Here is a 14,203-nt window from a genome sequence, read left to right as displayed (position 1 = left end):
CAATGACGGGGGCAGGGCATGACAACGTTTGAGGCAAACTTCACCAAGGGCGAATACGGGCGGCGCATCGCCAAAACCCGCAAGGTCATGGCCGACCGGCGGCTCAATGCGATTGTCGTTACCGATCCGTCGAACATGTCGTGGCTTTCGGGCTATGACGGGTGGTCGTTTTATGTGTTTCAGGCCGTGATCCTGACCCAAGAGGGCGATCCGGTCTGGTGGGGGCGCGGCATGGATGCCCAAGGGGCCCGGCGCACGGTGTTCATGGATGATGACGCCTGCATTCGCGGGTATGACGATATTTTTGTCCAGAACCCCGAACAGCACCCAATGTCCGATCTGGCCGTCGTGTTGAAAGATCTGGGGTTGGAAAAGGCGCGGATCGGCGTCGAGATGGACAATTATTATTACTCCGCCGCCGCCCATGCCACCCTTGCGCGGGATTTGCCAAAGGCAAAATTGTCGGATGTGACCGCGCTGGTCAATTGGCAGCGCGCGATCAAATCGGAGCGCGAGATTGAATATATGCAGCGCGCGGCACGGATTGTCGAAGTGATGCACGAACACATCCGCGAAGTCGCCGAACCGGGAATGCGCAAGAACGATCTGGTTGCCGAAATCTATGCCGCCGGCATTCGGGGGGCCCATGGGTTCTGGGGCGATTATCCGGCCATCGTACCCATGGCACCCTCGGGGCTGGATGCCACCGCGCCGCATCTGACGTGGGATGACCGGCCGATGGAAACCGGTGAATCCACCTTCTTTGAAATTGCCGGCGCGCATCGGCGGTATCAGTGCCCGCAATCGCGCACATTGTTTCTGGGCGAGGTGCCGCAGAAATACCGCGATGCTGAATCCGCCGTTCTTGACGCGATTGAAGCCGGATTGGAACAGGCCCGCCCGGGCAACCGCGCCGAAGACATCGCCAATGCCTTCAACGCCACCCTCAACAAGGCCGGCTTTGAAAAGGACAGCCGGTGTGGCTATGCCATCGGCATCAGCTATCCGCCCGATTGGGGCGAACGCACGATTTCGTTCCGGCGCGGCGATCAAACCGTGTTGGAGCCTGACATGACCTTTCATTTCATGCCGGCACTTTGGCTTGACGATGGCGGGCTGGAAATCACCGAACCGATCCGCATCACCGAAACCGGGTATGAGTGTTTCTGCACCACACCCCGCGAATTGTTTGTGAAAACATGACCAACAGCCCTGTCACCCCCACAATCCCGCTGGATGCCATCGGCACATTTCATGGCTTCCTGCGCCTGCCTCACAGCCGCGATGACAGCGCCTGGGGGGCGGTGATGATTCCGATCAGCGTGATCGCGGGCGGCGACGGGCCAACCGCATTGTTGACCGGCGGCAATCACGGCGATGAATATGAAGGGCCAATCGCATTGCAGGGCCTTGCCGCGACCCTTGATCCGGCAACGATCAAGGGCCGGGTCATCATTTTGCCGATGATGAATCTGCCGGCCTTTTCCGTCGGGCGGCGCTGTTCGCCGATTGATGGCGGCAACATGAACCGCAGCTTTCCGGGCCGCCCCGATGGCACCGTGACCCAAAAGATTGCCCATTACATTGCCACCCATCTGGTGCCGCTGGCCGATATCGTACTTGATTATCATTCCGGCGGGCGCACGCTGGATTTTCTGCCGTTCGCCGCGGCCCATATCCTGCCTGACAAACAGCAGGAGGCCGCCTGCATGGCGGCAATGGCCGCGTTCAACGCGCCCTATTCGATGAAAATGCTGGAAATCGACAATGTCGGCATGTTCGACACCGAAGTGGAAAGCCAAGGCAAGGTGTTTGTCACCACGGAACTGGGCGGCGGTGGCACATCGACAGCGGCCAGCGTGGCGGTGGCGCGCAAGGGCGCGCGCAATCTGTTGATTCACGCCGGAATTCTGGACGGAACGCCGGAGCAAGGCCCATCAACCCTGCTCGACATGCCGGACGGGCGCTGTTTCGTGATCAGCGAACATGCCGGGATGCTGGAACCTTTGGTCGATCTGGGCGGACGCGTGAGCGAGGGGCAGCCCATCGCGCGGCTGTGGCCAACCGATCACAGCGGCGCGGCCCCCCGGCACCTTGAGGCGCGCCTGTCGGGCATTTTGACGGCGCGGCATTTTTCCGGGTTGGTCGGCATGGGCGATTGCGTCGGCGTGATCGCCCAGCCGGTGGGGTAGGGCGCACGCGCCGCCATGAACAGCCCGGTTATTCGCCGCAATAAGCGCGATACAGATCCGCGATTTTTCCGGTGACCGGGCCGGGCGTACCGGTGCCCACCTTGCGCCCGTCGATCACGGTAACAGGGGTGATACCGCCCAAGGTGCCGGTGACAAAGGATTCATCGGCGGCGTAGGTTTCGGCAAGGGTGAAATCCTTTTCAAACACTGGCTTGCCCGCGTCACGCCACAGCTTGATCGCCTTGGACCGTGTGATGCCGCTGAAACAGGTGGTGGCGGTGGATGTCCACAATTCTTCGCCCCGGATAATGAAGAAGTTGGTGGAATTGCAACTGGCCACAAAGCCCCGGTCATCCAGCATCAGCGCTTCGTCAGCGCCCATGTTGATGGCCTGAATCAACGCCTGAATATAGTTTAGCCGCGAATGGGAATTCAGCCGCAGATCAAACACATCAGGCGTCGAACAGCGAATGGTCGAGGTCAGAAGTTTCAGCCCGCGTTCTTTCAGCCCGGCATTGGGTTGCTTGTATTCGGCCACGATCACGATGGTTGCAGCGCCAATGATAAAGCGCGGATCCTGGTTGGGCGTGGATTTCAGACCGCGTGAAATCATCAGGCGGATATGTACCCCATCCTCCATGTCATTATGGCGCAGGGTTTTCCAGATTTCCTCGACCAGTGCGGCGCGTTCCATGCCGATATCCAGCTGGATGGAATTTGCACCCTCATAGAGCCGGGCCATGTGTTCGTCGATGGCCAGAAGCCGCCCCTTGACCAGGCGCAGCCCCTCCCACACGCCATCGCCCAGCACGAAACCGCTGTCAAACACCGGCACCATTGCCTTGTCGCGGGGAAAGAACTGGCCGTTTACGTAAACTTCGACCCGGTCGTTGCGGGGGTCGTGGGCATAGCTTTGGGCGCTGGCTTGGGTTGCATCGGTCATGGGATCGGTCCTGTTCAGAATTCGAATTGTTTGTGGCGCGAAAGAAACGCCTGCGTGCGCGGGTTTTTCGGGTTTTTCAGCACCTGTTCGGGTGGTCCTTCTTCCTGAATCACGCCAGCGGCCATGAAAATCACCCGGTTGGCGACGTGATAGGCAAAGCCAACCTCGTGGGTGACCAAAAGCATGGTGCGCCCTTCATCGGCCAGACCGCGGATCACATTCAACACCTCGCCCACCAATTCGGGGTCAAGGGCGGATGTGGGTTCGTCAAACAGCATCAGATCGGGGGCAAGCGCCAGCGCGCGGGCGATGGCAACGCGCTGTTTCTGACCACCCGACAGACGCGCGGGATATTCATCGGCCTTTTCGGCCAATCCGACGCGCGCCAGTTCTTCGCGCGCGCGCGTTTCGGCGCCTGTCTTGTCCATGCGTTGCACAATGCGCAGCCCTTCGGTGACATTGCCCAGAACGGTCATGTGCGGGAACAGGTTGAACTGTTGAAACACCATGCCGACCTTTTGGCGCACCTTGGTCAATTCGCCTTCGGGGTACAGGCGCGGCTTGCCATTTCGGGCGGTGCCGACGGTTTTACCGGCATGGATGATTTCACCATCGCTGGGAATTTCCATAAAGTTCAGGCAGCGTAAAAAGGTGCTTTTGCCCGACCCCGATGCGCCCAGGATCGCAATGCAATCGCCCTGTTTCACATCAAGATCCATGCCGCGCAGCACGTGATTGTCGCCAAACGACTTTTGCAGCCCGCGGATGCGCAGGATCGGGTCATCACTCATCGGCTCAGTCTCCTTTGGCCATGTGGCGTTCCAGCGCATAGGTGGCGCGCACGACGGGATAGAGGATAGCAAAGAACACCAGCGCGACGACGGTATAGGCCTCAATCGGGTTATAGTTGATCGAGGCGATCAGCCGCGCCTGATGCAGCACATCGGCATAGGCAATCGCCGAGGCCAGCGTTGTCATCTTGAAAATTTCGATGCCACGATTGGTCAGGGCGGGCAGCATCCGGCGCACCGCCTGGGGCAGGATGATGCGGCGCATGATATCGCGGTGGCGCATACCGATGGCGCGCCCCGCCTCCCATTGGCCGGGATCGATGGATTGAATGCCGCCGCGAAAGATTTCGGCAGAAAAGGCGGCAGAATTAAGGGTGATCCCAAGGGCGGCGGCAGTCAGTGAGGTGATTTCAAACGGTGCCAGGATCGGAAACGCGAAATAGAACCAGAAGATCTGCACCAGAACCGGCGTATTGCGGAAAAATTCGATAAAACAGGCCGCAGGCCAACGCAGCCAGCGGCGCGGCGAATACCGGGCAAGCCCGATCGCCAGGCCCAAGGACAGGCCGGCAACCAGACAGATCACAAATATCTTCAGAGTGTTAAGCAGCCCGATCCACAATGCTTCGCGGTACATCCAGACCGATCCGAAATCCCAAGTGTATTCCATATTATCGCACCGTGCTGTCGCCGCTGACGGCAAGGCGGCGCTCAATCGCCTGCACACAGAGGCTGAGCCCGAAGATCACCACGAAATAAATCAGCGCGGTGGCGGTAAATACCTCGATCGGGCGAAAGGTTTTCTGGGCCAGCTCATTGGCCTGATACAAAAGATCGGCATAGGAAACCGTAGCCACAAGCGTTGTGGTTTTCATCAACTCGATGGCGCGTTCGGTAAAGGCGGGGATCATCCGTTTCACCGCCTGGGGCAGGATCACGCGGCGCATCGCCTGTTTGCGTTGCATGCCGATGGCGCGCGCGGCCTCCCATTGGCCCCGCTCGATGGAAACGATACCGGCGCGAAACACCTCGGCGAAAAACGCCGAGGATTGGATTGAAAAGGTGATCGCCGCCGCAAGGAACGGCGTCATCCGAATGTCGATCAGAATCGGCAGGGCGAAAAAGAACCAGAACAGTTGCACAAGCGGCGGTGTCGTACGGAAAAATTCAATCACGAACCCCGCAGGCCAGGCCAGCCAGCGGCGCGGCGACAACCGCGCCAGGGCCAGCATCAGACCCAGCGGCAGCCCAAAGGCCAGTGCCGTGCCGGTGATCGCCAGCGTTCCCACCAGCCCCTGCCACAGCAGATCGGCATTCTGGATTACCGGGGTGAAATCCCACTCATACATCTGTTCTGTGCCCTGCCTGCAAGGTCAGAGCCGTTCGCGCATGATTGCGGGCACGCTGGCCGGATCAAGCCCGAATTCGGTCAGAAAATCCTCGTACCACTGCTGGGTCTGGCCCGACGTATAGTATCCATCGATCTGTTCGTTCACCCAATCGACAAAGGCGGTATCGGCCTCTTGGCGCACGGCAACCGACGAGGGGCGCGATTCAACCGGTTTGGGCACCACGATCTGACCTGCGCCAAGGCGTTGGCGCGCAGCAATCAGCGGCGGGTGAAACAACGTCACCGCATCCACACGACCGGCCTGAAACGCGGCGATGGCTTCGGCATTGCCCGGGAACCGCTGAATATCGGCGTCGGGTGCGTGTTCGGTCACAAAGGCATCCATGCTGGTGGCTTGGGGTACTGAAATGCTGATCTCGGGGGTGTTCAGATCGGCCCAGTCGGTGATTTCCAACTCGTCGCGCGCCAAAACGGCAAGCGAGTAATACAGCAACGGCGTTTCGGGAAAGGCCACGGCCTGACGGCGTTCGTCGGTGGCATCCAGCACATACATCAGATCGATCCGGTTCGCCTGAAGGGCGGCAACGGCGGTGCCCCACGTCACTTCGACAGGTTCGAACGTCACGCCCAGGTTTTCGGCCATTGCCTTACCCATGGAAATGCCAAGGCCCCCGGTCCACTCGCCACTCATCACATCCTTGGAATACCAGGGCGGCGCCTGGGTCACGCCCACGCGCAACACGCCGTTTTCCTTGACCTGATCCATCGTGCTGTCCTGGGCCTGGGCGCTGGCGCCCATCCCGATCAACGTGGCCGCAACGGCGGCCGCAAACATCATGCGTCGGTTCATCGTCTTCTCCCTTTGGTTATTTAATCTGTGGTTCCGTCTGCGCCCGGGTGCGGGATTCGACAAAGGCTTTGGTGGTTTCCAGCCCAAGGCGCATGTGGTCGTGAATTTCGGCCTGCATCGCCTCAAGGCTGTTGCCCTTGGCCAGACGGATATAGGCATCGTGGCTGTCACGTTTCGGCCCGGTCAGGCCGTGGGCGCGGTGGTGCGCCGCCCAATACAGTTGCAATCGCCCGCGCAGCCCGGTCCAGGTGGTCAGCAGGATACGGTTGCCCGCCCGTTCATAAGCCAGACCGTGCAAGTCAAGCTCGGCCTCGATGGCGCGCACATCGTCGGCCTGATCAATGGCATGGTGAAGCGCGGCACTGCGCGCGGCCAGTTCGGCGGTGAAATCCGTGTCGCGGTGCGGCCAGATCTGCGCAAAGGCGAACTGTTCAAGACAGGTGCGCATAGCATAAATATCGTTGATATCCTGTACCGAAATATCGACGACGCGCGTGCCGGTATAGGGCACGTTCACCAAAAGCCCTTCGTCGATCAACTGGCGCATCGCTTCGCGCAGGGGCCCACGGCTGGCGCCCAATCGCACGGCCAGCGCGGTTTCAACCACTTGCGCGCCCGGCGTCAGTTCACCCGTCAAAATCGCACGCCGTAAAAGCGCCACGATTTGCGCGCTCATCGTTTCACGTTTCAGCGGCGAAGAGATCAAGGGGCGTCTTTCGGTGTGGTGAATATGGGTGCAAGGTTGATGATCGATTGAAGATTGTCAACAATTTTGATGGGGCGAAAGCGTGTCCTGCCCGCGCGGATGTTGATCGGTGTTCTGGCGCGCCGCCACAGGATAGCGAAATCCGCAGGTGCCCGGGTTACGTGGCGGAAGGGCAAGGCATTGATCGCGATAGGCAAATATGGCGTTTTGGGCCGGTCATCCTGCCGGTCTGATCTGTTGACACGTAAATTCTGCTCCATCATACTCAGTCAGAGACTTGGGGTCCGAGCGCACTGACGTTCGGGTAAAACACAGGGAAACTGGCGCGTGAATGCGCAACCTGCTGCAAGGTATGGTAAAGTTCCCCTGAAAAACGGGAGAAACAAGTGAAGATACTAAAGCAAATGGCCCTGGCTGGCGCGATGATCGCAGGGACCGGAGCGCATGCTCAGGAACAATTCATTACAATCGGCACCGGCGGACAGACCGGCGTTTATTTTGTTGTCGGTCAATCGATCTGCCGTCTGGTGAACCGCACCACGGCCGAGACAAACCTGAAATGCACCGCGCCCTCGACCGGTGGATCGATTGCCAACATCAATGCGATCATGGCCGGTGACATGACCATGGGCGTTGCCCAGTCTGATTGGCAGTACCACGCCTTTAACGGCACATCCGATTTCGAGGGCAACAAGTTCGACAAGGAGCGGGCCGTCTTTTCCGTTCACTCCGAGCCGTTCACCGTCGTTGCGCGCGCCGATGCCGGCATCAAGGAATTTGCCGACCTGAAGGGCAAGCGCGTCAATATCGGCAACCCCGGATCGGGCCAGTATGCCACGATGCAGGTCGTGATGGACGCTTTGGGCTGGACAATGGACGATTTCGCCCTGGCATCCGAGCTGAAGCCTGCCGAGCAGGCCGCAGCATTGGGTGACAACAAGGTTGACGCCATCATCTATACCGTTGGCCACCCCAACGGTTCGATCCAAGAGGCGGCCTCGACCGTGGAAACCACTCTTGTTTCCGTTACCGGCCCCGAAATCGACGCGCTGATCGCTGACAATCCTTATTACGCTACTGCCACGATCCCCGGCGGCATGTACGAAGGATCGCCAGATGACACCGTCACCTTTGGGGTGAAGGCAACATTTGTAACCTCTGCCGATGTGGATGAGGAAACAGTATATCAGGTGGTCAAAGCCGTGTTCGACAACTTTGACCGCTTCAAGAAATTGCACCCCGCCTTTGCCAATCTGACCGAAGAGCAGATGATCAAGGATGGTCTGGCTGCCCCTCTGCACCCCGGTGCCGAGCGTTACTACAAAGAAAAAGGCTGGATGTAAGTTCTGCCTGACTGACGCCGGTGGCCGCCTTTCGGGGTGGCCACCGGCACCACGATTTTTCTGACAAAGTCGGCCCAATTATCGTTATAAAAAAGTTATAAAAAATCTCGCCCGTCCAGAGCGGGTGACCGGGGGGACAAATATGACCGACGATCCGAACCAATATAAGGCTGCGCGCGTCGAAACCGAGGCGGCCGGGCGCGGCGGTCTGGATCAGTCGGAATTGGATGCGCTTGTCGCCTCTGCCGATACCGGCGGGCGCAATGTAACCGGCCCGGTCGGAACATTCCTGATGCTGGTCGCGCTGGCGTGGTCCCTGTTTCAGCTTTGGATCGCGTCGCCCATCCCGTTCATCGTCGGTTGGGGCGTTTTCAACGACACCGAAAGCCGGTCCATTCATCTGGCCTTTGCGATTTTTCTGGCCTTTGCTGCCTTTCCCGCGACGCGGTCGAAATTCCAACTGGGCCTTGGCGTCGTTATTCCAATTTTACTGTCCTATCTTTTTGTTGTCAGCTCAAAGGAAGGCACGTCGATCTGGTGGATTCCGGTTGTCGGCTTGACCTTGGTCGCCGCGATTGTCGCCGGAAGCCCAAAGGACCGGGTGCCGCTTTGGGAATGGGCGATGGCGATTGTTGCGGCGGCCGCGGCACTGTATCTGTTTGTATATTACCGCGATATCTCGGGCCGGGTCGGTGCGCCGATCCTGCAGGATTTCGTGGTGTCGGTCATTGGTATCATGCTGCTGCTTGAGGCCACGCGCCGCGCGTTGGGTCCGGCCCTGATGATCGTGGCCACCCTGTTTTTGCTCTACACCGTTCTTGGGCCACAGATGCCCAGCATCATTGCCCACAAGGGCAACAACCTGTCGGAAATCGTGAACCACCAATGGATCACGACCGAGGGTGTGTTTGGCATCGCCCTTGGTGTGTCGACAAGTTTCGTGTTCCTGTTCGTTTTGTTTGGCTCGCTTCTCGACCGGGCCGGGGCGGGCAATTATTTCATTCAGGTCGCATTTTCGCTGATGGGTCACATGAAGGGTGGCCCGGCCAAGGCCGCCGTCGTTTCATCGGCGATGACCGGTCTGATTTCGGGGTCCAGCATTGCCAACGTTGTGACCACGGGCACATTCACCATTCCGCTGATGAAAAAGGTCGGATTCAGTTCCGAAAAGGCCGGCGCGGTCGAGGTTGCCTCGTCGGTCAACGGTCAGATCATGCCACCGGTCATGGGCGCCGCTGCGTTCTTGATGGTGGAATATGTCGGCATTCCGTATTTTGACGTGGTCAAACATGCGTTCCTGCCCGCAGTCATTTCCTATATCGCGCTGGTTTACATCGTGCATCTTGAGGCGTTGAAGGCCGGGATGGAGGGGCTGCCAAGGCCCTATGAGCCAAAGCCGCTGGTTCGGCGGCTGGTCGGGTTTGTGTTTGGTGTCGCGCTTGTCTGTGCGCTGTCGTTTCTTGTGTATTACGGCATGGGCTGGATCCGCCCCGCCTTTCCGGTTGCGGCACCCTATATCGTCTTTTTGGTGCTGACGGCGGCCTATGTCGGGCTGCTTTATGTGGCATCGAAAGAGGCACCATTGAAACTGGATGATCCGAATGCGGCGGTGACCACATTGCCGATGCCCGGGCCAACCGTGCGGTCGGGCCTGCATTTTATCCTGCCGGTTGTCGTTCTGGTTTGGGCGCTGATGGTGGATCGTCTGTCGCCGGGCCTGTCGGCATTCTGGGCGACGATGTACATGATCTTTATTCTGATCACACAGCGCCCGCTGATGGCGATGCTGCGCGGCGAAGGCCAGATGGGCGCCCGCGTCAAAGAAGGGGCGAGTGATCTTCTTGAAGGTCTGGTGGTTGGCGCGCGCAACATGATTGGCATCGGCATTGCCACCGCAACCGCCGGTATCATCGTCGGCGCGGTCAGCCAGACTGGCGTTGGATCGGCCCTTGCCGATGTGGTCGAGGTTCTGTCGGGCGGCAATATCCTGGCGATCCTGTTTCTGACCGCGATCCTGTCTCTGATCCTTGGCATGGGGCTGCCGACAACGGCGAACTATATCGTTGTTTCCGCGCTTTTGGCCCCGGTCATCGTGACACTGGGTCAACAGAACGGACTGATCGTGCCGCTGATTGCCGTGCATTTGTTTGTGTTCTATTTCGGCATCATGGCCGATGTAACGCCGCCTGTCGGGCTTGCCTCTTTTGCGGCGGCGGCGGTTTCGGGCGGTGATCCGATCCGCACCGGGGTTGTCGCGTTTTTCTACAGTTTGCGCACGGCGGCCCTGCCGTTTCTGTTCATTTTCAATACCGAACTGCTGTTGATCAATGTGACACTGATTCAGGGTATATTCGTGTTTATCGTGGCAACCGTGGCGATGCTGCTGTTTGCGGCGGCGACACAGGGGTGGTTTCTGGCCAGGAACCGGTTTTATGAAACCATCGTTTTGTTGCTGATCGCATTTACCCTGTTCCGTCCGGGTTTCTGGATGGATATGGTCAGCGCCCCCTATCTTGAAGAAGCGCCCGCCGCGATCACCGAGGCCGCGGCCGATACCGACATCGGGCAAACCCTGAGGGTGCGCGTGGCGGGGTTGAATGATCTCGGCGATCCGATTGAATTTGTGGCGCTTGTTCCGATCACCGCAGGTGCAACAGGCGCGGAAAAACTGGAAAATGCCGGCCTGACCTTCCGCGAGGAGGGGGACAGGATGTTCATCGACGACGTGGCCTATGGCAGCGCCGCCGCCGAGGCGGGGCTGGATTGGGACCAAGAGGTGGTGCGCGTTCTGAAACCTGTGCCACAACCCAGCAAATACTGGATGTTCATTCCGGCATTGTTACTGTTGGGCCTGATCGTATTCCTGCAGCGGGGGCGCAACGCGCGCGCGCCCCGTAAAACCGCACTCGCCTGAGGAGAGAGAAGATGTTCAATACGGTTCTTCTGACCCTTGATCTGAACACCAAGGAATCCTGGGAAAAGGCGCTGCCAGCGGCGATTGAACTGATCCGCACCTCGGGCGGGCGATTGCATGTCATGTCGGTGGTGCCGGATATGGGCACGCCCCTGGTTGATGGCTTTTTCCCCAGCAATTACGAAAAGCTGGCCGTTGAGGCAGCGAGCAAGGCGCTCGATAAACTGGTGGAAGAGCATGTTCCAAGCGATATCAAGGTCAAACAGCATCTTGCGTTTGGCAAAATCCATCGCAAGGTTCTGCAAGTGATCGAACAGACCGGTTGTGATCTGGTGGTCATGGCGTCACACCGTCCTGACCGTGTGCGCGAATTTCTGGTGGGGTCGAACGCCGACCGTATTGTGCGTCGTTCGCCCGTTTCCGTGCTTGTTATAAGGTCTTAAAAGTCATGGCTGGACATATTTTCGGACGCTCGACCAAGGGGGCGTTGCCCACTGCTGTGGCGGGCGATGGGTGCTATCTGATCGATGCCGATGGCAAACGCTATCTGGATGGATCGGGGGGGGCGGCGGTGTCGTGCCTTGGCCATTCCAACGCTGCCGTGCGCGCCGCGCTGCATGGGCAGATTGACCAGTTTGCCTTCGCCCATACCGGTTTTTTCACCTCTGAACCCGCCGAACGTCTGGCCGATCGTTTGATCGAAAACGCGCCCGAAGGGATTGACCGGGTCTATCTGGTGTCGGGCGGATCAGAGGCGGTTGAGGCGTCATTGAAACTGGCGCGGCAGTATTTTCTGGAAATCGGTCAACCCGAACGCCACCGCGTGATCGCGCGGCGTCAAAGCTATCATGGCAATACTTTGGGCGCGCTTGCGGCCGGGGGCAATGCATGGCGCCGGGCGCAGTTTGCGCCGCTGTTGGCCGACACAAGCCACATCAGCCCTTGTTACGAATACCGTGATCGCCACGATGGTGAATCGCCCGAAACCTATGGTTTGCGGGTTGCAAACGAACTTGAGACCGAAATCCTGCGTCTGGGGCCTGAAACCGTGATGGCGTTCATCGCCGAACCGGTGGTGGGCGCCACCAGCGGCGCGGTGCCCGCCGTGCCCGGATATCTGCGCCGGATCCGCGAGATTTGTGACCGGCACGGCGTTTTACTGATCCTTGATGAGGTGATGTGCGGCATGGGGCGGACGGGCCATATGTTTGCCTGTCTCGAAGACGGGGTCGCGCCGGATATGGTGACCATCGCAAAGGGGCTGGGTGCCGGGTATCAACCGATTGGCGCCTTGCTGACCAGCGCCGCAATTTATGACGCTATCGCGGCCGGATCGGGGTTTTTCCAGCACGGCCATACCTATATGGGCCACGCTCTTGCCGCGACGGCGGCCAATGCCGTGCTTGGCGAAATATTGGACCGCGATCTTTTAAGCCGGGTACAGGCGCAAGGTTTGAAACTGCAAACTGCGCTTCAGGATGAATTTGGCCAACATGCCCATGTCGGGGATATTCGCGGCCGCGGTCTTTTTCGGGGTGTTGAGTTGGTTGCCGACCGCGAAACCAAAGCGCCGTTCGATCCCGGCCGGGGCATCGCCGCGCGGATCAAGAAAGAGGCATTTGCCGCCGGTCTGATCTGTTATCCGATGTCGGGCACGATTGACGGGCAACAGGGCGATCACGTGCTGCTGGCGCCGCCGTTCATCATCACCGATGATCAGATCGGCGAACTGGTTGGCAAGCTTTCTGGCGCAATAAACCGGGCCATCGCCGCCTAAGGCGGGACCGGTCAGCGCAATTTCGCACAGGACCCGTTGCCGTGCCCAAGGGCGCACGGGACGGGCGCCTTTCGCATTAACGTGAAGGGGTGTGACCAAAAGTGCTGCCAATTCCGCCGCTTGGGCCGCTGTGCATGAATTGCATTGGCCGGGGTAATTGGTCATAGTGGGTCTTCAGTTTTTCCAACCATCGCCATCGGCCCACCGAGAGGATTTTTCCTTGCACACCCCTTTTTATCTGATCGACAAGTCACGCCTTCTGGTGAACCTGGAAAAAATTGCCTGGCTGCGCACGGCATCGGGGGCCAAATCACTGTTGGCATTGAAATGTTTCGCCACATGGTCGGTGTTTGACATCATGGCGGACTATATGGATGGCTCGACCTCTTCGTCACTTTACGAGGTCAAATTGGGCTATGAAAAGTTCGGGGGCGAAACCCATGCCTATTCCGTGGCTTATGCCGATCATGAAATTGCCGAAGTGTTGGCCAATTGCGACAAGGTTATCTTCAACTCTATCGGCCAGTTGAACAGGTTTGATGCCGCATCCCAAGGCCACGTGCGCGGCTTGCGGGTGAATCCCGGTGTCTCAACCTCAGAGTTCGATCTGGCCGACCCGGCCCGCCCGTTCAGCCGTCTGGGCGAACATGACCCCAAACAGATTGCCGCCGTGGCCGACCGGATCACCGGCCTGATGTTTCACAACAACTGCGAAAATGACGATTTCGACCGCTTCGATGAAATGCTGACGATGATCGAAACCCGGTTTGGCGACACATTGCATAAAATGAACTGGATCAGCCTTGGGGGCGGTATCCACTTTACCGGTGCGGATTATCCGTTGGAGCGATTGGCGGCGCGGCTGCGGCGGTTTGGTGATGATTTCGGCGTGCAGGTATATCTTGAACCGGGCGAGGCCGCGATCACCGGTGCCGCCACACTTGAGGTGACGGTTCTGGATACGCTTTATAACGGCAAAAATCTGGCCATCGTCGACAGTTCGATCGAGGCGCATATGCTGGATCTGCTGATTTATCGCGAACCGGCGAAAATCACCCCCGACACCGGTGCGCATGAATGGATGATTTGCGGCAAATCCTGCCTTGCCGGTGACATCTTTGGCGAGTTCAGGTTTGACGCCCCGTTAAAATCGGGCGACCGGATTTCGTTTCAGGACGCGGCCGGCTATACCATGGTGAAGAAGAACTGGTTCAACGGGGTGAAAATGCCCGGCATCGCCATTCGCGAACTGGACGGCACCATCACCGAGGTGCGCGAATTTGACTATGCGGATTTCAAATCCGCGCTTTCCTGACACTGTCAAACACACGAGGTC

General features: G+C 58.8%; 14 protein-coding genes. 7 read left to right on the top strand and 7 right to left on the bottom strand.

Annotation, left to right across the window (positions count from 1 at the left end; translation table 11 throughout):
• The first annotated feature begins 18 nt into the window (after positions 1 to 18).
• On the top strand, positions 19 to 1,203 hold the full coding sequence (gene doeA, locus C8265_RS04225; protein WP_108482733.1) for an ectoine hydrolase DoeA: 1,185 nt from the start codon (positions 19 to 21) through the stop codon (positions 1,201 to 1,203).
• Entirely contained in the window at positions 1,200 to 2,192 is a 993-nt protein-coding gene (gene doeB, locus C8265_RS04220; protein WP_108482732.1) for a N(2)-acetyl-L-2,4-diaminobutanoate deacetylase DoeB, read from the top strand. The genes doeA and doeB overlap by 4 nt, the downstream gene beginning before the upstream one ends.
• 28 nt (positions 2,193 to 2,220) lie before the next feature.
• Here doeB and C8265_RS04215 read toward each other — a convergent pair whose 3' ends face one another.
• From C8265_RS04215 to C8265_RS04185, 7 genes are read right to left on the bottom strand one after another with little or no spacing between them, the layout of a single operon-like run.
• Positions 2,221 to 3,135 (bottom strand): aminotransferase class IV, encoded by a 915-nt coding sequence (locus tag C8265_RS04215; RefSeq protein ID WP_108482731.1) that lies wholly within the window; start codon positions 3,133 to 3,135, stop codon positions 2,221 to 2,223.
• A gap of 14 nt (positions 3,136 to 3,149) precedes the next feature.
• On the bottom strand, positions 3,150 to 3,926 hold the full coding sequence (locus tag C8265_RS04210; RefSeq protein ID WP_108482730.1) for an amino acid ABC transporter ATP-binding protein: 777 nt from the start codon (positions 3,924 to 3,926) through the stop codon (positions 3,150 to 3,152).
• A 4-nt stretch (positions 3,927 to 3,930) separates the two neighbouring features.
• Positions 3,931 to 4,596: an amino acid ABC transporter permease gene (locus C8265_RS04205; protein WP_108482729.1), complete on the bottom strand. Its 666-nt coding sequence runs from the start codon at positions 4,594 to 4,596 to the stop codon at positions 3,931 to 3,933.
• 1 nt (position 4,597) lies between these two features.
• Positions 4,598 to 5,275, bottom strand: coding sequence for an amino acid ABC transporter permease (locus tag C8265_RS04200; RefSeq protein WP_108482728.1), 678 nt, complete (start codon positions 5,273 to 5,275; stop codon positions 4,598 to 4,600).
• Positions 5,276 to 5,299: 24 nt separating this feature from the next.
• Positions 5,300 to 6,127 (bottom strand): transporter substrate-binding domain-containing protein, encoded by an 828-nt coding sequence (locus tag C8265_RS04195; protein ID WP_108482727.1) that lies wholly within the window; start codon positions 6,125 to 6,127, stop codon positions 5,300 to 5,302.
• A 16-nt stretch (positions 6,128 to 6,143) separates the two neighbouring features.
• Positions 6,144 to 6,803, bottom strand: a complete 660-nt coding sequence (locus C8265_RS04190) for a GntR family transcriptional regulator (RefSeq protein WP_240610972.1) — start codon at positions 6,801 to 6,803, stop codon at positions 6,144 to 6,146.
• Between the two features lie 26 nt (positions 6,804 to 6,829).
• Positions 6,830 to 7,096 carry a hypothetical protein gene (locus C8265_RS04185; RefSeq protein ID WP_108482725.1) on the bottom strand — a complete coding sequence of 89 codons (267 nt, stop codon included), beginning with the start codon at positions 7,094 to 7,096 and terminating at the stop codon, positions 6,830 to 6,832.
• A 141-nt stretch (positions 7,097 to 7,237) separates the two neighbouring features.
• Here C8265_RS04185 and C8265_RS04180 point away from each other — a divergent pair, with 141 nt between their 5' ends.
• From C8265_RS04180 to C8265_RS04160, 5 genes are all read left to right on the top strand, one after another.
• Positions 7,238 to 8,176, top strand: coding sequence for a TAXI family TRAP transporter solute-binding subunit (locus C8265_RS04180; RefSeq protein WP_108482724.1), 939 nt, complete (start codon positions 7,238 to 7,240; stop codon positions 8,174 to 8,176).
• 142 nt (positions 8,177 to 8,318) lie between these two features.
• Entirely contained in the window at positions 8,319 to 11,090 is a 2,772-nt protein-coding gene (locus tag C8265_RS04175; protein ID WP_108482723.1) for a TRAP transporter permease, read from the top strand.
• A gap of 11 nt (positions 11,091 to 11,101) precedes the next feature.
• On the top strand, positions 11,102 to 11,533 hold the full coding sequence (locus C8265_RS04170; protein WP_108482722.1) for a universal stress protein: 432 nt from the start codon (positions 11,102 to 11,104) through the stop codon (positions 11,531 to 11,533).
• 5 nt (positions 11,534 to 11,538) lie between these two features.
• Positions 11,539 to 12,867, top strand: coding sequence for an aspartate aminotransferase family protein (locus tag C8265_RS04165; RefSeq protein ID WP_108482721.1), 1,329 nt, complete (start codon positions 11,539 to 11,541; stop codon positions 12,865 to 12,867).
• Between the two features lie 220 nt (positions 12,868 to 13,087).
• On the top strand, positions 13,088 to 14,182 hold the full coding sequence (locus tag C8265_RS04160; RefSeq protein ID WP_108482976.1) for a carboxynorspermidine decarboxylase: 1,095 nt from the start codon (positions 13,088 to 13,090) through the stop codon (positions 14,180 to 14,182).
• The last annotated feature ends 21 nt before the right edge of the window (positions 14,183 to 14,203 follow it).

It is taken from the genome of Oceaniglobus ichthyenteri (assembly GCF_003057885.1).
Taxonomy (GTDB): domain Bacteria; phylum Pseudomonadota; class Alphaproteobacteria; order Rhodobacterales; family Rhodobacteraceae; genus Oceaniglobus; species Oceaniglobus ichthyenteri.
This window is presented reverse-complemented; position numbering and strand designations above follow the sequence as displayed.